This is a genomic window from Nocardia nova NBRC 15556 (assembly GCF_001613005.1).
Classification (GTDB): Bacteria; Actinomycetota; Actinomycetes; order Mycobacteriales; family Mycobacteriaceae; genus Nocardia; species Nocardia nova.
Window position 1 is genome coordinate 1 of sequence record NZ_BDBN01000085.1, and the last position, 21,880, is coordinate 21,880.

Genomic DNA, 21,880 nt, shown 5'->3' on the forward strand with positions numbered 1-21,880 from the left:
CATGAACGCCTTCGCGCGGCCGCTGCCCAGTCTGGCCTTCTTCGAACTCGCCATCGGCGCGCCCGCCGACGAACTCGATACGGTGTCGCGACTGGCTTCTCGGTCGTCGATTCCGAATCATCCCGAATCGCGCGAATGCTGGAAGGGCTTGTACGCCTGGGTCAAAGGCTTTCTCGCCGCCCGGCGCGAGCAACCGCCGCGCGGAGATGTGGTCGATGCGGTGCTGGCCGCCGAGATCGACGGCGTGCCGCTGACCGAGGACGAAACCATCGGAGCGGTACAACTTCTCATCCTCGGTGGGCTCGAAACCACCGCCGGTGCGCTCGGACTGATGGTGGAGCGGTTCTGCCGCGAACCGGAGATCCCGCAGTTGCTGCGCGAACGCCCCGAGCTCATGCCGAAGGCCGTCGAGGAACTGCTGCGGCTGGATTCGCCGTTCGTCTCGGTGGGCCGCACCGCGGTGCGCGACACCGAATTGGCCGGCCACGTCATCGAATCCGGTGACAAGATGCTCATCCACTGGGCCTCGGCCAATCGTGACGCCGGCGAATTCCCGGATCCGGACCGATTCGACCCGACCCGGACTCGCAACCGCCACTTCGCCTTCGGCGCCGGCCCGCATCGCTGTGCGGGCTCCAACCTGGCCCGTTTGAACCTGCGCGTGGCGCTCGAGGAGATCGTGCGGCGCATGGATCACATCGCCGTCCGGGACGGGGCGGAGATTCGGTATCACGCCGGTCTCACCCGTTCGCCCCTGAGCCTGCCGATCACCTTCGTCGCCCGCGAACCCGATCGAACCTAGCACCGGCTGTGGCTCCCGACGGCGAAAAGCCCCTTCGCACTTGGTCGTTGATGGGAAGCCGCTGCGGTTGACGCGGTTTCGCCGAACCGTTTAGGTAAGCATCATGCGAATCGGCGGTGCGGGAATTCTCGACGTGCTCGGTAGCCGACGGACGGCGGCGGCGGTACTCGCGACGATCACCGGCTTCTACTACTTGTTCGTCGCGATCACCAACTGCACCGACACCGTCACCAATCGCCGCGGCGTGGCCGCCGTGCTCTCGATGCGGGCCACGATCCACAATCCGGGCACCGACTGGCGTGCCCTCACCAACGGCGACATCGCGCTCGTCGTCTACATCCTCGTGGTGATCTGGGAGTTCTCGATCGCTCTCGTGCTGCTCGTCGCCGCGGCCTGCTGGCTGCGGGAGCTGAGCGGGCGGCCACGCCGGGTTCCGGTGCGACCCGGCACCGCGGCGAAGCTGTCCAGTATCGGCTGGACGATGGCGGTGCTGCTGTTCGCGGGGGCGTTCCTGACCGTCGGCGGGGAGTGGTTCCGGATGTGGGCGAACAAGGAGGTCAACGCCTCCTCGGCGGCGTTGCAGAACTTCCTGATCGCCGGCATCGGCCTGGTGCTGGTACATCTGCCCGACTCGGCGCCACGGGCCGCCGCGCCGTCGGAATGAGTTGCGGCTGTGCGGGAACAGTGTCCGCGCGGCCGGGGTTGCAGCGCGTATGGAACTCGACACCGCGCTCGACTTCGCCCGTACGACCTCGCGGTCCGTCCTGACCACCCTGCGCCGCAACGGGCGTCCGCAGCTGTCGAACGTCACCCACTGGGTCGCCCCCGACGGCATCATCCGGATCTCCATCACGGCGGACCGGGCCAAATACGCCAATCTGCGCCGGGAGCCGTGGGCGGCCCTGCACGTCACCCGTGACGACTTCTGGGGCTACGCCGTCCTGGAGGCCGATGTCGAACTGACCCCGGTGGCCGCGACCGCCGACGACGCCACCGTCGAGGAGCTGATCGCCTACTACCGGGCGCTCAGCGGCGAGCACCCGGACTGGGCGGACTATCGCCGCGCGATGGTCGCCGACCGCCGGGTGATCGCGCGTCTGCGTCCCACCCGCGCCTACGGCATGCTGCCCTGAGGCCTGCGCTCGCCGGACGTGGGCAGCCCCTCGGGAATCCATTGCGGCGCGCGCTTTTCCATGAAGGCGCGCATTCCCTCCCGCGGTTCCGGCGAGGTTTCCAGGGCGAGGAACATGGTCTGATAGTCGATGCTGCCGTAGCGCTCGTTCAGCATGCGTTTCACTTGGGCGCGGGCCTGCGGTGCGGTCTGCAGGATTTCGGAGACGGCCGCGACGGCCTCCTCGCGCAGCCGCTCGTGCGCCACCACCCGGCTGATGACGCCGAGTCGCCGCGCTTCGTCCGCGTCGAATCGCCGCGCCGACAACAGCAGATCCCGAGCCACCGCCACGCCGACATGGGCGGGCAGCACCGCGGCGTAGGTGGCGTCGGGAATGCCGCGCAGTAGCTCCGGCACCCGGAACACCGCCCGCTCGCTGGCGACCGCGATATCGGACATCATCGCGATGAGCAGACCGCCCGCCTGACAGATCCCGTTCACCGCCGACACCACCGGAGCGCGGCTGTCACGGATGGCGAGGAAGGGCAGCACATCCTGACCCGACAGCTCCGGCGGCAACGCATCCCCGGGCTCGGCGCGCCCGCCCAGGTCGCCGCCCGGCGCGAACACGTCATCGGTCCCTGTGATGATCAACGCCGCCAGATCCGGATCCGAATTGACCAGGTGCACCGCACGTTTGATGCCGAAATACATCGCCGGCGTCAGCGCGTTGCGTGCTGCGGGCCGGTCGATCACGCACCATCCGATCACGCCGTCGCGCTCGAATCGCAGCCCCGCCGCACCGAGATCGTCAGTCATGGAGTAAGAATATCAATCTCACTTATCGGATATCCCATTCTCGCCCGGGCGACTCGACTTCACCGGCGCATAACCTTGCGGCAACGTTGGGCATGCATGCTGGCACCCTCCGCTGAATCGAAAGGTAAGACCCGAATGGACTTTCTGACTGTGCTCGTGGACATGTTGGCTGCGCTGGGGGCCAGCGGTAGCGCGGGCTGACCACCCATCACGACACAACCCGGCCCATCACATCACGGATGTGGTGGGCCGCAGGCGTTCCGGGGACAGTTTCGAGCATCGCTCACCGCGCGGGACGAGATCATCCGGTCAGAAAGGCGACGGCCTGGTCGGCGACGGCGTCCGGCGGCCGGTCGGCGTGCAGGATGAGGCCGCGTTCGGCGGGTTCGAGCGGTTCGAGTGTCGCGAGCTGAGATTCGAGCAGCGATACCGGCATGTAGTGGCCGTGGCGGTGGGAGATGCGTTCGCTGAGGGTTTCCCGGTCGGCGATCAGGAGCAGGAAGACGGTCTCCGGCGCGGCGGAGCGCAGGATGTCGCGGTAGCGGCGTTTGAGCGCCGAGCAGGCGACCACACCGCCGTCTCCGCGGAGATGGCGGTCGCGCAGCCAGTGGCTCACCGACATCAGCCAGGGTTCGCGATCGGCGTCGCTCAGCGCGATGCCGGCGGTCATCTTGGCGATATTGGCCGGCGGATGGAAGTCGTCCGCGTCGGCGAACGGCAGGTCGAGCCGTGCGGCGAGCAGCCGGGCCGTCGTGGTCTTGCCGGTTCCCGACACTCCGGTCACGACGACGCAGGGCGGGACCGTCCGGCGGGGCGTCTGCGCGGGCACAGGTGATCATTCGCTGTGATCGGCGCCGGCCGGTCCCTGCGACCCGGCCGGATACTCGTCGAGCGGCACCACATCGCGCGACCACGCCGACAGGATCGGAGTCACCACGCGCCAGGCCTGTTCGGCCTCGTCCGCGCGGATCGAGAGGGCCGGGTCACCGTTCAGTACGTCGAGCAGGAGCCTGCCGTAGGCCGGCAACTCCGGCGGTTGCACCTGAGCGGTCAGAGTGAGCGGCACCAGGGTCCCGGCGGTGGCGCCGACGGCCGTCAGACCGAGCGACAGGCTTTCGGGGTCGAGCCCGAACCGCAGCACATTGGGCTCCGGCGTTCCCTGATGGCCGAAGGGCATATGCGGGACCGGGCGGAAATGGACGGCGACCTCGTTGCGATCGGTCCCGAGTGCCTTGCCGCTGCGGAGCACGAAGGTCGTTCCCGACCACCGCCAGCTGTCCAGCGTCAGTTCGACCTCGGCGAAGGTCTCGGTCCGGCGACGCGGGTCGACGCCCTCCTCGTCGACGTAGGAAGGAACGTCGCGATCGCCGATCCGTCCCGCGAGATACCGTCCGCGACGCGTGCGGGCGGCGACATCGGCATCGGTCAGCGGACGCACCGAGCGCAGCACATCGACCTTGCGGTCGCGCAGGTCCCGTTCGGACAGCGTGATCGGGGGTTCCATGGCGATCAGGCACAGCAATTGCAACAGATGGTTCTGCACCATGTCCTTGAGCGCGCCGACGTGGTCGTAGTATCCGGCCCTGCCCTCGAGGGTGAGGGTTTCGTCCCAGACGATCTCCACCTTGGCGATATGCGCGCTGTTCCAAATGGATTCGAGGACGCGATTGGCCAGCCTGCTGCCGAGCAGATTCTGCACCGTGGTCATGGCGAGGAAGTGGTCCACGCGGAAGACGGCTCGCTCGGGCACCAGATCGGCCAGTAGCCGATTCAGTTTCTCGGCACTGTCGAGGTCTTCGCCGAACGGTTTCTCGAGCACGATCCCGCTGCCCGCGGGCAGTCCCACCTCGTGCAGGGTCGTGATCGCGGCGGGAAACACCGCCGGGGGCAGGGCGAGGTAGACCGCCACCGGACCGTCGCCGGCGATCGCCGCCGCCACCTCGTCGGCGTTCTGGATGTCGGCCCTGCGGTACCGCGTCGCGGCGGCGACCGCCTTCCGGGCGTCGGGCGGCGCCTCCGCGGCATGCTCCTCGAGTTGGGCTACCACCCACTCGTGGAACTCTTCGTCGCTGCGGCCCTTGCGATCGGCGCACACCATCTCGAAACGGCTGTCCAGATGCCCGGCCTGGAACAGGGCGGCCACGGCCGGCAAGAGGTAGCGCCCAGCGAGATCACCGGTGCCGCCGAAGACGGCCAGACGCGTGATCATGTCGCACCTGCCTTCGCTCGCGCGAGTTTCACCCCGCTGGAAATGATGCCGATATGACTGAACGCCTGCGGAAAATTACCCATGAACGTGCCGGTCGTCGGGTCGATCTGCTCCGCGAGCAGGCCGACGGTGCTCGCGCGGGCACACAGGGAGGTGTAGAGCCGCTCGGCGTCCTCGAGCCGTCCCTGCGCGGTGAGGTTGTCGACCATCCAGAAACTGCACAGGACGAACGCGCCCTCGTTGCCGGGCAGGCCGTCCGGTGATTCGTCGTGCAGGTAGCGATACAGCAGTCCGTCGCCGGCTCCGAGCCGATCGGCCACCGCCTCGGTCGTCGCCGTCATGCGTGGATGATCGGCGGGCACGACGCGGCGCAGCGGCAGCGCCAGCAAACTCGCATCCAACTCGCCGCCACCGTCCAGATGGGCGCTGAGGGTGTGGGCCCGCTCGTCCCACGAGTTCTTGAGGATCGCCTCGCGAATCTCGTTCGCGGTACTGCGCCACATCGCGACGGGACCCGGCAGGTCGAATCGTTCCCCGATCGACGCGGCGCGGTGCAGTGCCACCTGGCACAGCGCCGCGGAATAAGTGAAAACCCGGCCCGGGCTGCGCACTTCCCAGATGCCCTGGTCCGGCTCCTGCCACGATCGGCCCGCGGCCTCCGCCAGATCCGACAGATTCGACCACAGCAGCGGCTGCAACTCACCGCCGGTGCGCAGCCATTGGTCGGCGCAGTCGAGGATCTCGCCGTAGACGTCGTGCTGGCGCTGGTCGGTGGCTCCGTTGCCCCAGCGCACCGGCCCGCTTCCGCGGTAGCCCTCCAGGCCGGTGTCCACCATCTCGTCCGGAACCGCATCGCCGTCGATGTCGTACATGATGCGTGGCTCGCCGCTGCGCTCGAACGCGTCGAGCACCCAGCCCAGGAAGGCGTCGGCCTCGTTGCGGAAACCGATGCGGCGCAAGGCATAGACGGCATACGACGCGTCGCGGATCCAGACGTAGCGATAGTCCCAGTTGCGGACGCCGCCGATGGGCGCCGGCAGCGACGAGGTGGGTGCCGCCACGACGGATCCGCTCACCCAGTGGTCGCAGAGTTTGAGCGTGATCGCGGAGCGCCGGACCAGTGCCTGCTCGGGGCCGTCGTAGACACACGTCCGCATCCACGAGCGCCAGGCGTCGGCGGTGTGGCGCAGCATCGCCGCGGCGTCGAAGCGATGGTGGCGGTGGAAGCGCCCCCACGACAGCACGAGCTCCAGCCGCTCGCCCTGGACCAGGTCGAAGGTGGTGTGCACGCCGTCCAGCGGCCGGTCGGCGCGCAGATGCAGCCGCAGGTTCGGTTGCGAGGCGACCCGGATCTCCAGCCCGCTGAGCACCGGCCGCAACTGCGCACCCCCCTGCGGCGCGATCTCGACCGCCACCCGGACGTGCCCGCTGACGACGATCGCGGAGCGAACCAGTTCCGAGCGATCGGCGGGCGCGTCGTCGCCGAGATCGGAGCCGGGGCGCACCACCATGGCGTCGGTCACTCGGAGAACGCCGGTGGCGCTGCGCAATTCGGTTTCCAGCACGCCGGTGTCCGGCTGATAACGCTGGCGACCTTCCAAAGGATCGGCCGGCGCGACGGTGAAGTGGCCGCCGCGGGCATGGTCGAGCAGCCCGCAGAACAGCGGTTGGGTGTCGAAGCGCGGCAGGCACAGCCACGGGATCGAACCGTCCATCCCGACCAGCGCGGCCGTCGTACCGTCTCCGATCAGACCGTAGTCCTCCAGCGGGAGATACCCGTCGCTCCGGTGGATCGGCCGGAACGGTGGATCGGGATCGTGCACGCCACCCCCTTCCACGAGTGGAACGCCCGGCGACAACTAGAGGGAAGGCTATCAGCTGGCATCCGGTGGGAAACCGGAACAGAGCGGCCGATACCTGCCTGAAACCACGAATAATCGACTGGCTGGCTAACGCAGGCTTTCCCGGCGGGACGCACAGGCCGAAGGGCGGCCGGAGGCTCGGGGGTGTGGGATGCGGTGCTGACTGCCCGTCGGCGTGCGAGGCTCGCCCGGCGACCGACCTTCCGCAAAAATTCCTGGGTGTTTAGCCGTTGAAGCGAGTGGGTAACCACAGTCCAACCCGGAATATACGCAGGTCAGAGTGGTAAAGCGCCCCCGGCAGGAATCGAACCTGCGACCTAGGGATTAGAAGGCCCTTGCTCTATCCAACTGAGCTACGGAGGCATGGCAGTACCAAACACCATGCCCGGTTTAGGGCAGCGTGTCCAGCGAGTTGATTATAGCGAGCGTCCAGATCGGTGCTGGTCATCGACAACGCCGTGGACGACTGTCGCCCTCGTCACAGCGAGCGGGGCGGATTCGGGCCGGGAAGGCTGTGAGGTGGGCCGCCAACTACGCTGAATAGTATGTCGTCACCGCAGGACCCGCCCGTCGAAGCCGACCCCCAGGCCGTGCGGCCGGAGGCGACGGCGTTCCCGGTGCTGGCGGTGGTGGCGGTAGGTCTGACCGCGCTGGTCGCGCCGATCGTGGTGAGTCTGTCCGCGGCGCAGGCGCTGACTCTGCTCGGCATTCCCGATCCCGGCCCGCTGACCACCTACGGCCTGCCCGCAGTGCGGGCGGTGGCCGATTTCTCGGCCGCGATCGCGGTCGGGTCGCTGCTGTTCGCGGCCTTCCTGTGCCCACCGCAGCGCGATGGTCTGCTCGATGTCGGCGGTTACCGGGCCCTGCGTCGCGCCGGGATCGCGGCGCTGGCCTGGGCGGTGACCTCGGCTCTGCTGGTGCCGTTGACGCTGTCGGACACCACCGGCCAGCCCGTGCGCTCGGTGTTGCGGCCCGATCAGATCTGGCATGCCATCGGCAAGGTCGATGTCGCGGGATCCTGGCGCGCCACCGCGATCATGGCGATTCTGCTCGCCATCGGCTGCCGGCTGGCCTTGCGCTGGGGCTGGACACCCGTATTGTTCGCCTGGTCGCTGCTGTGCCTGATTCCGGTTGCGCTGACCGGACATTCGTCGTCGGGTGGCGCCCACGATGTGGCGACGAACAGCCTGATCCTGCATCTGGTCGGCATGGCCGTGTGGGTCGGCGGACTGTTCGCGGTCCTCGCCTATGCCATACGCGGTGGAAAGTACACCGGTCTCGCCGCACGACGATTCTCCCTGGTGGCGACGTGCGCGTTCGCGGTCGTCGCGGTGTCGGGTGTGCTCAACGCCTGGGTGCGGGTGCCGTGGGACGAATTGTTCACCACCACCTACGGCCGGTTGGTGATCGCGAAAACGGTCGCACTCTGCCTGCTCGGTGTCGCCGGATTCCTCCAGCGCCGCCGCGCCCTTCCGGCGCTGGCGGACAATCCCCGCGACCGCTCGGCCTTGATCAGTTACGCCGGAGTCGAGATCTTGATCTTCGCGGCCACGATCGGCCTGGCCGTCGGGCTCGGCCGCACCCCGCCGCCGGATCTCAAACGGGTGCCCTCGCCCGCGGAGGTCGAACTCGGCTACAACCTCGCCGGGCCGCCGACCGTCGGCCGCATCCTGTTCGACTGGCGCTTCGACATCATGTTCGGCACCCTCGCCATCGTGCTGGCGGTGCTGTATCTGGTGGGCGTGCGGCGCCTGCGCGCACGTGGCGACGCCTGGCCGGTGGGGCGGACCGTGGCGTGGCTGTGCGGTTGTGCGGTGCTGCTGATCGCGACGAGTTCCGGGGTGGGCCGGTACGCCCCGGCCATGTTCAGCGTGCATATGGCCCAGCACATGCTGCTGTCGATGCTCGCGCCGGTGCTGTTCGCACTCGGGGGCCCGGTGCTGCTGGCTCTGCGCGCCCTGCCCGCCGCCGGCCGCGACGCACCGCCCGGGCCGCGGGAATGGGTGCTGGCCGCGGTACACAACCCGGTCTCGCGTTTCCTGACCCAGCCGGCTGTCGCTGCGGCGTTGTTCATCCTCGGCTTCTACGCGCTGTATCTGGGCGGCATCTTCGATGCGGTGGTCGGCGAGCACGGCGCCCATCTGGCCATGAATCTGCACTTCCTGGTGTCGGGCTACCTGTTCTACTGGGTCGTTCTCGGTATCGACCCCAAACCGCGCCAGGTCCAGCCGCTCACGAAGGTCGGCATGGTGTTCGGATCGCTTCCGTTCCACGCCTTCTTCGGCGTCGCGCTGATGAGCATGACCACGGTGATGGGCGAGTGGTTCTATCGCGGGCTCGGATTGAGCTGGAACACCGATCTGCTCGGCGATCAGCGCACCGGCGGCGGGCTGGCCTGGGCCAGCGGTGAGATTCCGCTGGTCCTGGTGATGCTGGCGCTGCTGGTGCAGTGGTCGCGCAGCGACAACCGCACGGCCAAGCGCTTCGACCGGGCCGCCGAGCGCGACCACGACGCCGCCCTCGCCGCGCACAACGCCATGTTCGCCGAACTGGCCAAACGTGACCGCGAGGTGAAACCGTGACCGAGGCGCCCGCGCAGATTCCGCGCCTTTTTCGCGCCGATATCCGGGCCGCCCGCGAGCGGCTGGGTAACGACGTGCGGGTCACGCCCGTATTCCACACCGAGGTGGCCGGTCCCGAGGGGCCGGTCAAGGTCACTCTGAAGCTCGAACATCTGCAGTACGGCGGCACGTTCAAGGTGCGGGGCAGCCTCAACGCGCTGCTGCAGTCGGAGGACGACGGCCGGCCGGTGGTGATCGCCTCCGGTGGCAATGCGGGGATCGCCGCGGCGCTGGCCTGCGCGTTGCGCGGCCGCGCCTGTACCGTCGTCGTCCCGGAAACCGCACCGCACACCAAGGTCGCGGCGATGTGGGGATACGGCGCGGAAGTGCTGTGGCACGGAACGACCTATGCCGAATCCAAACGCCACGCCGACGCGGTGACCGCGGAGCGGAACGCGCTGCAACTGCACGCCTACGATCTGCCGGCGGTGGTTGCCGGGGCCGGTGTGGTGGGGCTCGAGATCGAGCGTCAGGTGCGCGGACGGCCGCCGGTGCTGATGGCGGTCGGCGGCGGGGGCCTGATGGCCGGTATCGCGATCGCGCTCGGCCCGCGCTCACGAGTGATAGGCGTCGAACCCAAGGGCGCGCCGACGCTGTACGCGGCGCTGTCGGCGGGGCGCCCGGTCGATGTGCCGGTCGACAGCATCGCGGCGGATGCGCTGGGCGCCAGCAGGATCGGCGATATCGCGCTCGATACCGCGATTCGCTACGGCGTCGGCTCGGTCCTGGTGGGCGACGACGCGATCGCGATGGCACGCGAATATCTGTGGCGGGAATTCCGGCTGGTCGTGGAACCGGCGGGCGCGGTCGCCCTGGCCGCGGTACAGAGTGGGGCCTATGTCCCGGAGCCCGGCGAGCGGCCGGTGATCGTGCTGTGCGGCGCCAATACGGACGTGAGCAACCTCTGACCACGTGGACTCCGGAACGGGGCCTGTTCACACCCAGGCGAGTTGTCCACATATTCGCATCCGGGGCTGGTGAGGCGTCGCGGCATCGGCGACGCTGAGTAGGTCACGTCGGCCGAGGGCGCCGCGGACGGGGGCGCAGTCGAATCGCGAAGGGGGACAACCATGTACGAGGCGAATACCGCCGTTATCGGCACCGTCGTCACACATCCCGTACGGCGGAGCCTGCCGGGTGGTGAACAGGTGATCAGCTTTCGGATGGCCAGCAATGCTCGCCGCTTCGATCGCGATACCGGCGGATGGGTGGACAGCGGCACCCTGTTTCTGACGGTGACCTGCTGGCGCCGCCTGGTGGAGGGGGTCGACGCGTCCATCCGTCGAGGGGATCCGATCATCGCCTACGGTCAGCTGCGCACCAACGAGTACCGGACCAGGGAAGGTGTGCAACGCCACGATCTCGAGATGCGAGCCGCCGCGCTAGGGCCCGACCTGGGCCGCTGTGCCGCTCCGGTGCTGCGGCGGGGCGGCGCCCGGAACTCCGGCCCGGACCTACACGTTGTCCCCGAAGGGGACGACGCGGTGCCACAGGCGCCGCCGGGCGAGTCCGGACCTGCCACGGGCGAGGGATCGACTACGGTCGAGCCGGTCTCCGCGGCGGCCGCCGACGCCGGATGACTACCGTTACCTCTGCTCCGCTCGCGCGGTCCTCCGTTTCGACCCACTGGTTCCGACACCGATAGGCTTTCCTACATGGCTGAGTTCATTTACCAGATGAAGAAAGTTCGCAAGGCGCATGGCGACAAGGTCGTCCTCGACGATGTGACCTTGAACTTCCTTCCGGGCGCCAAAATCGGCGTCGTCGGTCCGAACGGCGCCGGTAAATCGAGCGTGCTGAAGATCATGGCCGGACTGGACCAGCCGAACAACGGTGACGCCTTCCTGGCGCCCGGAGCCACGGTCGGCATCCTGCAGCAGGAGCCGCCGCTGAACGAGGAGAAGACCGTCCGCGGCAACGTGGAGGAAGGCCTCGGCGAGATCAAGGTGAAGCTGGACCGCTTCAACGAGATCGCCGAACTCATGGCCACCGACTACTCCGACGAGCTCATGGATGAAATGGGCAAGCTGCAGGAGGACCTGGACCACGCCGACGCGTGGGATATCGACTCCCAGCTCGAGCAGGCCATGGACGCACTGCGCTGCCCGCCGCCGGACGAGCCGGTCGGCAACCTCTCCGGCGGTGAGCGCCGCCGGGTGGCGCTGTGCAAGCTGTTGCTGAGCAAGCCTGATCTGCTGCTGCTCGACGAGCCCACCAACCACCTCGACGCCGAGAGCGTCAACTGGCTCGAACAGCATCTGGCCCAGTACCAGGGCGCGGTCCTCGCGGTCACGCACGACCGGTACTTCCTGGACAATGTCGCCGGCTGGATCCTCGAGCTCGACCGCGGCCGGGCCTACCCCTACGAGGGCAACTACTCCACCTACCTGGAGAAGAAGGCCGAGCGACTCGAGGTTCAGGGCAAGAAGGACCAGAAGCTGCAGAAGCGGCTCAAGGAGGAACTGGCCTGGGTGCGTTCGGGCGCCAAGGCTCGCCAGGCCAAGAACAAGGCCCGCCTCGGTCGCTACGAGGAGATGGCCGCCGAAGCGGAGAAGATGCGCAAGCTGGACTTCGAGGAGATCCAGATTCCGCACGGCCCGCGCCTGGGCAATGTGGTGGTCGAGGTCGAGCACCTGGACAAGGGGTTCGGCGACCGGCAGCTGATCAAGGATCTGTCGTTCACCCTGCCGCGCAACGGCATCGTCGGCGTGATCGGCCCGAACGGTGTCGGTAAGTCGACGCTGTTCAAGACGATCGTCGGACTCGAGCAGCCCGACAGCGGCGAGGTCAAGGTCGGCGACACGGTGAAGCTGAGCTATGTCGACCAGAACCGCGCCGGCATCGACCCGAAGAAGACGGTCTGGCAGGTGGTCTCCGACGGGCTCGACTACATCGAGGTCGGCAATCAGGAGATGCCTTCGCGCGCTTATGTTTCCGCCTTCGGCTTCAAGGGCCCGGATCAGCAGAAGCCGGCCGGTGTGCTGTCCGGTGGTGAACGCAACCGCCTGAACCTGGCGCTGACCCTCAAGCAGGGCGGCAACCTGATCCTGCTCGACGAGCCCACCAACGACCTCGATGTGGAGACTCTCGGCTCGCTGGAGAACGCGCTGGAGAACTTCCCCGGCTGCGCCGTCGTCATCTCCCACGACCGGTGGTTCCTCGACCGCACGTGTACCCACATCCTCGCGTGGGAGGGCGACGACTCGAATCCGGCCAAGTGGTTCTGGTTCGAGGGCAACTTCGAGGCATACGAGGCCAACAAGGTCGAGCGCCTGGGCCCGGAGGCGGCCCGTCCGCACCGCGTTACTCACCGTAAGCTGACTCGCGACTGACCTTTCGGCTCGCGCAGTCGACCGACCACCCGGACGTGCGTCAATCTCTCAGGGGCGCAACGTCATCGCGGCCTACCCGGGTCTCGGCGTAGGCTGCGAACACGGGCGTACCAACCGGCCCGTTCGAGGTAGCTGAGCGTCGCCGAGGGTTTAGAAGGAATACACCCCGGCGCCTCGGCTACCCAGCTACTCTCGACCCCGGCGTCACTTTGTTGCGGAACCGAATCCGAGGGAGTTGGCGAAAAAAATGACGGTCTCGTCCGAATTGTCCAGTAACGCGTGGGCGGAGAGTCTGCCGGAGCCGCTGCGGGGAGAACTCGCAACGCTCGAATCGGCGTACTTCCGTCACGTGGATGCCGGCGATGTGGACTGTGCGATCACCGGAAGTTCGGCGCTGGTCTTCCGAAGGCATCTCGAACTGGGCTTGCAACGTCCCCCGGGCGCGGCGCGCGTGCGGGTGTACCACCCCGACGACGGCAGCGGCATCGGGGCGGCGGTGCAACTGGTCACCGACGATATGCGTCTGCTCGTCGAATCGGTGGCTTCGGCCCTTACCCGGATCGGCGCCACCGTCAGCGAAGTGATCCATCCGATCTTCGAGGTGATGCGCGACGACGAGGGACGGCTGCATTCCGCGGCCCCGCACGAGGTCGACGGCAACGGTGTCACCGGCTTGCGCGAATCCTGGATTCACGTGCAGCTGCATCCGTCCACGAGCCGCGACGTCCTCGAGCGCATCGAGGCCGAGGTGCCCGATGTGCTCACCGACGTACGTCAGGTCATCGGCGATACCGAAGCGATGCGGGCGGTGCAGGATCGCCTCGCCCGCGAGCTGATCCGGACCGCGGATGCGGGATCCTCGCCGTACCCGGTCACGGACCTGGTGGACTGCGCGCATCTGCTCCGCTGGCTGGCAGACGGGCATTTCACCCTCCTCGGCTACGCCCGCTTCCAGCGTCGCCCCCCGACCGGTGCGGAAGCGAAATCCGTTGTCGTGCCGGACAGTTGCCTCGGTGTCCTGCGACCCAACGTCGGGACCGACTTCCAGGTTCCGGGCGACGGCGGCCGGCGTCCGCTGCTGATGCTCACCCAGGGGCTGGTCCCGGCGACGGTGCACCGCTCGGTCTATCCGTATTTCATCGGTGTCGCGGAAACCGACGCCTCGGGCACGGTCGTCGGCGAACATCTGTTCATCGGTGTGTTCACCGTCGCCGCCCTGCACGAGAACGTGCTCGATATTCCGGTGATCGCGCGCCGGGTGCGCACCGTGATCGAACAATGCGGATTCGATCTCGAATCGTTCTCGGGCCAGGCGATGCTCGAGGTGATCCAGTCCTTCCCACGTACCGAGTTGTTCTCCTCGGATATCGACACGATGCGGCGGACCGCCAGCGCCGTGCTCAGCGTGGGCATGCGTCGACAGGTGCGGCTGTTCCTCCGCCAGGATTCCTACGGTCGTTTCGTGGCCGCCATGGTGTATTTGCCGCGCGACCGCTACACCACCCGGGTTCGGCTCGAGATCCAGGACATCCTGGTTCGCGAGTTGGGCGGTGTATCGATCGACTACTCGGCGCGCGTGTCCGAAAACGAGCTCGCCAGCGTGTACTTCACCGTGCATCTGCCCGAACCGGGCACTCGGGTCGATACCTCCGAGGCCAACCGGTTGCGGATTCAGAATATGCTCGCCGAGGCCAGCCGCACCTGGGACGATCATCTGCGCGACGAGGTGGCTCGGTCCACCGTGCTGGATCCCGCTGTCGTGCAACGGTATGCGGCCGCACTGCCCGACGGGTACAAGGAGGATTTCGGACCTTCCCGGGCGCTGGCCGACATCGTGCGGCTGGAGCGCCTCGCCGGCGAGACCATCGATCAGCATCTGTATCGCAGGCCGGACGCCGCGCCCGGGTCATGGCGATTCACTCTGTACGTCGGCAGCGGTATTTCGCTGAGCCAGGTGTTGCCACTGTTGCAGAGCCTGGGCGTCGAGGTGGTCGACGAACGGCCCTACGAGGTCGAATTCGGCGACGGCCGGAGGGCGTGGATCTACGATTTCGGTTTGCAGGCCCGACCCGACCTGCTGCGAATGTCGTTGGACCGCAACATGGATGCGGAGCTGGTGGAAACCGCCGACCGGCTCGATCTCCTCGACGCGCAGGAACGTGGATTACGCGAGCGCTTCACCGAGGCGTTCGACGCCCTCTGGCACGGCCGGGCGGAAAGCGATCCCCTCAACGAGTTGGTGTTACGGGCCGGACTGCAGTGGCGGTCGGTGTCGATTCTGCGCGCCTATTCGAAGTACTTGCAGCAGGCGGACTTTCCGTACAGTCAGGCCAATATCGCTCGCGTTCTGCTCGCCTCGCCGGATATCGCGCAGCTGTTCGTCGGACTGTTCGAGGCCATGTTCGATCCCGATTCGGCCTCCGCGGATCGTGCGGACGAGCTGCGTGCGGCAGTGCGGGAACGGATCAACGAGGTCGTGAGCCTGGATGCCGACCGCATTCTGCGTGCCATCCTCGGTGTCGTCACCGCCACGCTGCGTACCAACTACTACGTCGTCGACGCCGACGGGTTGCCACGTGACTACCTGTCGCTGAAGGTCGAGCCGCACGCGATTTCGGAGCTCCCGCGGCCGCGGCCGCAGTTCGAGATCTTCGTATATTCCCCGCGGGTCGAGGGCGTCCATCTACGTTTCGGCCCGGTGGCGCGTGGTGGTTTGCGGTGGTCGGATCGCCTGGAGGATTTCCGGACCGAGATTCTGGGTCTGGTGAAGGCGCAGGCGGTGAAGAACGCGGTGATCGTGCCGGTCGGCGCCAAGGGCGGGTTCGTGGTGAAACGCCCGCCGGCGCCCAGTGGCGATCCGGCAACCGACCGCCAGGCCCTGCAGGGCGAAGGAGTGGAGTGCTATCGCACCTTCATCAGCGGTCTGCTGGATGTGACCGACAATGTCGATCACGCCAGCGGTGAGGTGATTCCGCCGGCGCGGGTGGTGCGCCGCGACGGTGACGACACCTATCTGGTGGTCGCGGCGGACAAGGGGACTGCGACATTCTCCGATATCGCCAACGACGTCGCCAAGAAATACGGTTTCTGGCTGGGTGATGCGTTCGCGTCGGGTGGTTCGGCGGGGTATGACCACAAGGCGATGGGGATTACCGCGAAGGGTGCGTGGGAGAGTGTCAAGCGGCATTTCGCGGAGATGAATGTCGATACCCAGCGTGAGGAGTTCACGGTGGTGGGTGTCGGGGATATGTCGGGTGATGTGTTCGGTAACGGGATGTTGTTGTCGGAGCATATTCGGTTGGTGGCGGCGTTCGATCATCGGCATATTTTCATCGATCCGGATCCGGTGGCGGGGGTGTCGTTCGCGGAGCGGAAGCGGTTGTTCGGGTTGGCGCGGTCGTCGTGGGCGGATTACGACACCTCGCTGATCAGCGAGGGCGGCGGCGTCTGGGATCGCACCGTGAAGGCCGTACCGGTGAGCCCGCAGATCCGGCGCGCCCTCGGCCTCGACGAGGACGTCGTATACCTGTCTCCGCCGGACATGATCCGGGCCATTCTGCGGGCACCGGTGCAATTGCTGTGGAACGGCGGAATCGGTACCTACATCAAGGCGAGTACGGAATCGAACGGCGATGTCGGCGACAAGTCCAATGACGCGGTGCGCGTGAATGCGAGCGATCTGCGCGTGCGCGTCATCGGGGAGGGCGGCAATCTCGGCGTCACCGCTCTGGGACGCATCGAATTCTGCAAACTCGGTGGCAAATGCAATACCGACGCCCTCGACAATTCCGCCGGAGTCGACTGCTCGGACCACGAGGTCAATATCAAGGTGCTGCTGGACGGGGTCGTCTCCGCCGGCGAACTGCCGGTCGGCGACCGCAATCCGCTGCTGGCCTCGATGACCGACGACGTATCGGAAATGGTGTTGCGGGACAACGTCTCCCAGAACTTCCTGATGGGGATGTCGCGCACCGAGGCGCCGCGCATGCTCAACGTGCACATGCGGGTGATCGAGGACCTGGAACAGCGGCGAGGTCTGGATCGGGAACTGGAGGCTCTGCCCTCCACGAAGGAACTCGCGCGCCGTGCCGAGGCGGGGACCGGTCTCACCTCGCCGGAACTGGCGAATCTCCTGGCGCATGTGAAGTTGTCGCTGAAGGCCGATCTGCTCGACAGCGATCTGCCCGACAGCGCGTACTTCGCCGCCCGGTTGCCGAAGTACTTCCCGGCAGCGCTGCGGCAGCGATTCGGCGGTGCCATCAAACGCCACCGGCTGCGCCGCGAGATCGTCACCACCATGGTGGTGAACGAGATGGTCGACCTCGGCGGCATCACCTACGCGCACCGGCTCAACGAGGAAATCGGCGCCAGCGCAACGGATGTGGTGCGCGCCTTCGCGGCCACCAGCCAGATCTTCGACCTCCATTCGCTGTGGGAGCGCATTCGCGCGGCCGACGTGCCGACGGCGGTGAAGGACGAATTGGAGCTGGAAACCAAGCGGACCCTCGACCGTGCGTCGCGCTGGCTGCTGAGCAACCGCCCGCAGCCGGTCGCGGTCGGTGCGGAAATCCACCGCTACAGCGGTCCGGTGCGCGAACTCGCGCCGAAGGTTCCGGGGTGGTTGCGCGGCCATCACCTCGACACGCTGTCCGAAGCTTCGGCCAAGATCGTCTCGCGTGGCGTACCGGAGGACCTCGCCACCGAGGTCTTCGGTCTGCTCAACCTGTTCCCGCTGCTCGATGTCGTCGATATCGCGGATATCACCGACCGCAGTGGCGAGGAGGTCGGCGCCCTCTACTACGCGCTCAACGAGCACCTCAAGATCGACTGGCTGCTGCAGGCCGTCAGCCACCTCGAGCGCGGTGATCGCTGGCACGCGCTGGCCCGGCTCGCCCTGCGCGACGATATGTACGGGTCACTGCGGTCGCTCACCCTGGACGTGCTGTCCGCCGGCGATCCCGAGGAGACCGCGGAGGAGAAGATCGCGTACTGGGAGTCGAAGAACCAATCCCGGCTCGGCCGCGCGCGAGCGGCGCTGTCGGAATTGTTCGCCTCCGGAGCGCACGACCTGGCGACCCTCTCGGTGGCGGCGCGGCAGGTCCGCAGCATGGTCAGCGGGGTGGGGGCCCAGTCGGAGGTGCCTCGCTGATCGGCGGTTGCGCCGCGAACTGCATACTTGTTAGCCGAAGCGGTCCCGGCGCGAAGCCGGACGCCACTTCGGCTTGCTCGACCGCCCGCGCCGGCACCGCCACACGATGCGCGCGGGGCGGTAATCCGATCGGAGGTGAACAGCGTGACCAGTGTCGGCTCGGTGAACGGAGCCCCCAGAGCGGGAGGCACCGTCGTCCTGCCCAAACGATTTCACGCGAAGGTCGATGTCCGATGGTCGGATATGGACGTCTTCCAGCACATCAACCATGCCCGCATGGTGACGCTGCTCGAGGAGGCGCGGATTCCGTGGCTGTTCGAGGGGGAGCGGCCCACTGCCGGGCTGCGTACCGGCTGTGTGCTGGCAGATCTGCACGTCCGCTACCGCGGCCAGCTCCGGCACGAGGACACCCCGCTGGATGTGGCGATGTGGATCGAACAGCTGCGCGCGGTGGATTTCACCATCGGCTACGAGGTCCGCGCGAACGGCGTGGCACTGGATTCACCGCCGGCCGTCGTTGCCACCACGCAGATCGCGGCCTTCGATATCGACACCCAGCGGCTGCGCCGGCTCACCGACGACGAACGGGACTATCTGAGCCTGTGGCGGGCCGAATAGCGGCGACGACACTCACGGACGACATCGGTTCGATGCTGCGCATATCCGATCCCGCCGAGCGGGAGAATCTCGCAACCTTTCTCACCCACGCGATCCGCCTGGATCCGGCTGCCGTCGTGCGGCTGCATCGCCGCGGCGATCGCTACGTCACCGCCTGGACGGCCACCGGATTCGAGGTACTGGCCGCGCGCACGGTGGTCGGCGAACTGGACGTCGCGGACGTCACCGTCGCCGGCGACGCCGCGTTGTCGGGACTCGAGCGGCCCGGCGCCGACGGGCGCATCGAGGTGGGGTATTCGATGGATTCGGCCTGGCGCACCGCCCTGCCGCCTGCTGTGGGCTTCGCCCATATCGACGATGTTCCGGCCCGGAGCCTGGTCGAACTCGCCGAACGCGGCGCGCAGGTGGCCGCCGAACACAGTGGCGGGCAGGGCCCACCGGCCTCGCTGCTGGAGCAGACGGTGCTGACCGTCACCGGCGGCGACGAGCGGGTCGAGGTGCCGATGCGAGTCGTCTTCGCGCTCACCGCAATGGATTTCATTCCGCACGCCGGAGGCGAAGCAGACTCTCGACGCATCGCGCCCAGCGAGACCGTGCGGGTGCGCGCCACCCGCACCTGGCTGCGGCTGGACGCCCGGTACGGCTCGGTCGCCCGTCGTCGCAGCGGGCCGCTGCTGGCCGGGTGACCGGCGCCGCCTCGTTCACTTTCCTTCCGCCACCGCGGTTTTCCACCACGCGACCGTTCCGGCCGCGACCTCCGGCAGCGGTGTCGGTGCCAGGCCGAGCAGTCGTTCACTGTCCGTGGAATCGAGCCGGAAGGGCCGCTCGAACTGGTAGTTCATCTCCGCCAGCTCCCGCATCATCGAGCTCACGACGCCGGCCGTGCGCAGCGTCCAGCCGGGCAGCGCAACAACTTTCGGCATCGGCATCCGAGCCGCCTCGGCCAGTGCGGCGACCAGTTCGCGCATCGTGACGGCCGGGGCGGTCGGCGCGTGCAGGAAGGTGTTCCACACGGAGCTGTCCGCGGCCGCCCGGATCATGGCGGCGGCGAGATCGGGCATATAGGTGAACGAATGCGGCAGATCGGCCTTGCCGAAGATCTGAACGGTCTTGCCCGCCAAGATATTCGGCACCATGCGGTCACCGGCATGCGAGGTCCGCACATGCGGCCCGATGAAATCGGAGGCCGCCACACTGACCGTCGGCGTCGGCGACGCTTCGCGGGCGCGCAGGAGTTGCACGCGGATCGCCGGCTTGCCGAAATCGGCGGTGCGCGGCATATCTTCGGTCATCGGCCGGTCGACCGGGCCGTAGGAGTACAGGCTCTCCGGAAACACCACGACCGCGCCCGCGCGTCCGGCGACGTCCAGGATCGTCTGTTCGGCGCCGGGCAGTTCCGCCCGCCAAGTCCGTGCGGAGTATCGCGAGGCGTGGATGCAGTGGTAGATCGCGGTGGCGCCGTCGACCGCGGCGGCGAGCTGGTGCCGATCGTTGACGTCCACCGGGCGCCGCTCGATGAGCGGATGATCCGGACCGCTGCCCGACCGGGTCAGGATGCGGACCGTCACGCCGGTGGCGGCGAGTTGTTCGGCGATCGTGGTGCCGACGGGTCCGGCTCCGGTGACCACATGCAGATCCGACATTGTGGGCTCCAATCACTTCAGTGAGCACTGCTCTTGAGTTCATGGACGAGTCTGCCCTATGTCCGTAGAGAAATCAAGAGCGGCGCTCACTATTGTGATCGTTGCGCCGCGAAAGGGTCAGGCAGCGCCCTCGCCCAAGTACTGCAACCACACCGGATCCAGATCCGACGTGGTCGACAGCAACCGCCAATGCGGCCCGGTCGGCGAGACCAGGGGGTGCATGAGCGTCCAGCCCAACTCGCTCAGGAGTTTGTCGGCCTTGCGGTGATTACAGGGAGCGCAGGAGGCTACGCAGTTCTCCCAGGAATGCGCGCCCCCACGACTACGTGGAATGACATGGTCGATGGTTTCGGCCTTTCCGCCGCAGTAGGCGCAGCGATAACGATCCCGATGCATCAGTGCCGCCCGGGTCATCGGGACCCGGGCGCGGTAGGGCACCCGCACGTAGCTGCGCAGCCGGATGACCGACGGCAGCGCGACCGAGGCGCCGGCGGAGTGGACGACCGGGCCCTCGGGATTGTGATGAACGGTATCGGCCTTGTCACAGACCAGCAGCACGATGGCCCGCCGGGCGGGCAGTGCGGTCAGTGGCTCGTAGGTGGCATTCAGAAGCAGCACCCGGTTCTTCACCCAGGCGGTAGCTGCGGATTCGGTATTTCGGTGCGCGATCGCACCCGGGGACGAACGTCCCGGTGACGAGGACGGATGTCCCGGAGAGGAATATGCGGAGAGGATATGCAGCGGAGTAGCCCCCGACCCACGATTGTGGACATCGGCGGGCTGGAGTTGTCGGTGCGTTCTCGCCTCGTGTGACCGGGCGCCGTGCCGCTGCTTCATTGATGGACCCCGAATTCTGCTAGGTCGGTTCGTGTGCTGATCGGCAGACACTGTCACCAAGTTGACCACGGAACGTGCCCGTGTGCACAGTGATTTCGGTGCCGAAATTCGGGCCGGGTACGCGGATCGCCGGTGGTCGACGCGGTGCGGCTCGGTATCCGATGCTCGGATACCGGTGTCGGAGGCGATTATCTGCCGTGTTGCCGTCCCTCCGGCGACCGTCGTCTGAACGTCGCGTGATCCGCCGGTGACCGTCGGGCGGCTCCCGCACGGGTGGGCCGTCCGCGGGCGGTGCGGGCACAATGGTGGGCGGATACGGGCAGGCGAGCAGATCGAGAGGGTCGATGACTTCCGGCGAACAGACGGCGACATCGTTCTACGAGGCGGTCGGCGGGGCGGAAACGTTCCGGCGGATCGTCGCGGCGTTCTATCGGGAGGTGGCCGCCGACGAAATCCTGCGGCCGATGTATCCGGAGCAGGACCTCGGCCCGGCCGAGCGCCGATTGCGCATGTTCCTCGAACAGTACTGGGGCGGCCCGCGCACCTATTCCGACGAACGCGGACATCCGCGGCTGCGCATGCGGCATATGCCGTTCAGTATCGGACCACTTCAGCGCGATGCGTGGTTGCGCTGCATGCATATCGCGATTGCCGAAATCGAGCCGGACGTTCTCGACGACGAACACCGGCGTGCGCTGCTCGACTACCTGGAGATGGCCGCGAATTCGCTGATGAATTCCCCGATGTGAGCCGAGCCGGGGACACGACTGTGACATCGTCATCGGCCGGGGAGCAGGCTGAGCTCGACGCGGCGGGGGTCGTCGCCGGGCACGCGGAGGAATCGACGCCGCCGTGGTGGCGTTCGGCGGTCTTCTAT

At 67.4% G+C, this 21,880-nt stretch carries 17 protein-coding genes and 1 tRNA gene; 11 read left to right on the plus strand and 7 right to left on the minus strand.

Going from position 1 to position 21,880, the window contains the following annotated elements; all coding sequences use genetic code 11:
- From NN2_RS28440 to NN2_RS28450, 3 genes are all read left to right on the plus strand, one after another.
- Positions 1–802: cytochrome P450 (locus NN2_RS28440; protein ID WP_082857340.1), on the plus strand; the 802-nt coding region annotated here is incomplete at its 5' end.
- Positions 803–905: 103 nt separating this feature from the next.
- On the plus strand, positions 906–1,466 hold the full coding sequence (locus tag NN2_RS28445; RefSeq protein WP_063017487.1) for a DUF2165 domain-containing protein: 561 nt from the start codon (positions 906–908) through the stop codon (positions 1,464–1,466).
- Positions 1,467–1,515: 49 nt separating this feature from the next.
- Complete coding sequence (locus NN2_RS28450) at positions 1,516–1,935, plus strand: PPOX class F420-dependent oxidoreductase (RefSeq protein ID WP_063017493.1); 420 nt, start codon at positions 1,516–1,518, stop codon at positions 1,933–1,935.
- On the opposite strand, the gene NN2_RS28455 is transcribed toward NN2_RS28450, so the two are convergent.
- The 5 genes from NN2_RS28455 to NN2_RS28475 all read right to left on the minus strand — a co-directional run bounded on the left by NN2_RS28455 (position 1,917) and on the right by NN2_RS28475 (position 7,166).
- Positions 1,917–2,732 (minus strand): enoyl-CoA hydratase/isomerase family protein, encoded by an 816-nt coding sequence (locus NN2_RS28455; protein ID WP_063017495.1) that lies wholly within the window; start codon positions 2,730–2,732, stop codon positions 1,917–1,919. The genes NN2_RS28450 and NN2_RS28455 overlap by 19 nt on opposite strands.
- A 301-nt stretch (positions 2,733–3,033) precedes the next feature.
- A complete protein-coding gene (locus NN2_RS28460) occupies positions 3,034–3,561 on the minus strand; it encodes a gluconokinase (protein WP_030517877.1) in 528 nt (175 codons plus the stop codon).
- A 6-nt stretch (positions 3,562–3,567) separates the two neighbouring features.
- Positions 3,568–4,941, minus strand: coding sequence for a glucose-6-phosphate dehydrogenase (locus tag NN2_RS28465; protein WP_063017497.1), 1,374 nt, complete (start codon positions 4,939–4,941; stop codon positions 3,568–3,570).
- Positions 4,938–6,764, minus strand: a complete 1,827-nt coding sequence (locus NN2_RS28470) for a glycoside hydrolase family 15 protein (RefSeq protein ID WP_063017505.1) — start codon at positions 6,762–6,764, stop codon at positions 4,938–4,940. The genes NN2_RS28465 and NN2_RS28470 overlap by 4 nt, the downstream gene beginning before the upstream one ends.
- 328 nt (positions 6,765–7,092) lie before the next feature.
- Positions 7,093–7,166 (minus strand) — tRNA-Arg (locus NN2_RS28475).
- A 182-nt stretch (positions 7,167–7,348) separates the two neighbouring features.
- Here NN2_RS28475 and NN2_RS28480 point away from each other — a divergent pair.
- The 7 genes from NN2_RS28480 to NN2_RS28510 all read left to right on the plus strand — a co-directional run bounded on the left by NN2_RS28480 (position 7,349) and on the right by NN2_RS28510 (position 19,209).
- Entirely contained in the window at positions 7,349–9,385 is a 2,037-nt protein-coding gene (locus NN2_RS28480; RefSeq protein ID WP_063017507.1) for a bifunctional copper resistance protein CopD/cytochrome c oxidase assembly protein, read from the plus strand.
- Positions 9,382–10,332: a threonine/serine dehydratase gene (locus NN2_RS28485; RefSeq protein WP_082857341.1), complete on the plus strand. Its 951-nt coding sequence runs from the start codon at positions 9,382–9,384 to the stop codon at positions 10,330–10,332. The genes NN2_RS28480 and NN2_RS28485 overlap by 4 nt, the downstream gene beginning before the upstream one ends.
- Positions 10,333–10,494: 162 nt before the next feature.
- Positions 10,495–11,004 (plus strand): single-stranded DNA-binding protein, encoded by a 510-nt coding sequence (locus tag NN2_RS28490; protein ID WP_082857342.1) that lies wholly within the window; start codon positions 10,495–10,497, stop codon positions 11,002–11,004.
- A 75-nt stretch (positions 11,005–11,079) separates the two neighbouring features.
- On the plus strand, positions 11,080–12,756 hold the full coding sequence (ettA, locus tag NN2_RS28495) for an energy-dependent translational throttle protein EttA (protein ID WP_030517883.1): 1,677 nt from the start codon (positions 11,080–11,082) through the stop codon (positions 12,754–12,756).
- Positions 12,757–13,003: 247 nt separating this feature from the next.
- Positions 13,004–17,905, plus strand: coding sequence for an NAD-glutamate dehydrogenase (locus tag NN2_RS28500; protein WP_063017509.1), 4,902 nt, complete (start codon positions 13,004–13,006; stop codon positions 17,903–17,905).
- A gap of 198 nt (positions 17,906–18,103) precedes the next feature.
- Positions 18,104–18,523, plus strand: coding sequence for an acyl-CoA thioesterase (locus NN2_RS28505; protein WP_030512687.1), 420 nt, complete (start codon positions 18,104–18,106; stop codon positions 18,521–18,523).
- A gap of 32 nt (positions 18,524–18,555) precedes the next feature.
- Positions 18,556–19,209, plus strand: coding sequence for a DUF8185 domain-containing protein (locus tag NN2_RS28510; protein ID WP_063017531.1), 654 nt, complete (start codon positions 18,556–18,558; stop codon positions 19,207–19,209).
- A gap of 15 nt (positions 19,210–19,224) precedes the next feature.
- On the opposite strand, the gene NN2_RS28515 is transcribed toward NN2_RS28510, so the two are convergent.
- Together NN2_RS28515 and NN2_RS28520 are read right to left on the minus strand one after the other, a co-directional pair.
- A complete protein-coding gene (locus NN2_RS28515) occupies positions 19,225–20,166 on the minus strand; it encodes an NAD-dependent epimerase/dehydratase family protein (RefSeq protein WP_063017511.1) in 942 nt (313 codons plus the stop codon).
- A gap of 117 nt (positions 20,167–20,283) precedes the next feature.
- A complete protein-coding gene (locus NN2_RS28520) occupies positions 20,284–21,003 on the minus strand; it encodes an HNH endonuclease (protein WP_227462928.1) in 720 nt (239 codons plus the stop codon).
- 344 nt (positions 21,004–21,347) lie between these two features.
- Between NN2_RS28520 and NN2_RS28525 the strand changes: the two genes are divergently transcribed.
- Positions 21,348–21,752, plus strand: coding sequence for a globin (locus NN2_RS28525; RefSeq protein ID WP_030512691.1), 405 nt, complete (start codon positions 21,348–21,350; stop codon positions 21,750–21,752).
- The last annotated feature ends 128 nt before the right edge of the window (positions 21,753–21,880 follow it).

Excerpts from the sequence above, each read along its gene's own strand:
- NN2_RS28510 (WP_063017531.1), top strand. The coding sequence starts at position 18,556 with ATGCTGCGCATATCCGATCCCGCCGAGCGGGAGAATCTCGCAACCTTT.
- NN2_RS28450 (WP_063017493.1), top strand. The coding sequence starts at position 1,516 with ATGGAACTCGACACCGCGCTCGACTTCGCCCGTACGACCTCGCGGTCC.
- NN2_RS28465 (WP_063017497.1), bottom strand. The coding sequence starts at position 4,941 with ATGATCACGCGTCTGGCCGTCTTCGGCGGCACCGGTGATCTCGCTGGG.
- ettA (WP_030517883.1), top strand. The coding sequence starts at position 11,080 with ATGGCTGAGTTCATTTACCAGATGAAGAAAGTTCGCAAGGCGCATGGC.
- NN2_RS28490 (WP_082857342.1), top strand. The coding sequence starts at position 10,495 with ATGTACGAGGCGAATACCGCCGTTATCGGCACCGTCGTCACACATCCC.
- NN2_RS28515 (WP_063017511.1), bottom strand. The coding sequence starts at position 20,166 with ATGTCGGATCTGCATGTGGTCACCGGAGCCGGACCCGTCGGCACCACG.
- NN2_RS28445 (WP_063017487.1), top strand. The coding sequence starts at position 906 with ATGCGAATCGGCGGTGCGGGAATTCTCGACGTGCTCGGTAGCCGACGG.
- NN2_RS28525 (WP_030512691.1), top strand. The coding sequence starts at position 21,348 with ATGACTTCCGGCGAACAGACGGCGACATCGTTCTACGAGGCGGTCGGC.
- NN2_RS28480 (WP_063017507.1), top strand. The coding sequence starts at position 7,349 with ATGTCGTCACCGCAGGACCCGCCCGTCGAAGCCGACCCCCAGGCCGTG.
- NN2_RS28500 (WP_063017509.1), top strand. The coding sequence starts at position 13,004 with ATGACGGTCTCGTCCGAATTGTCCAGTAACGCGTGGGCGGAGAGTCTG.
- NN2_RS28455 (WP_063017495.1), bottom strand. The coding sequence starts at position 2,732 with ATGACTGACGATCTCGGTGCGGCGGGGCTGCGATTCGAGCGCGACGGC.
- NN2_RS28520 (WP_227462928.1), bottom strand. The coding sequence starts at position 21,003 with ATGAAGCAGCGGCACGGCGCCCGGTCACACGAGGCGAGAACGCACCGA.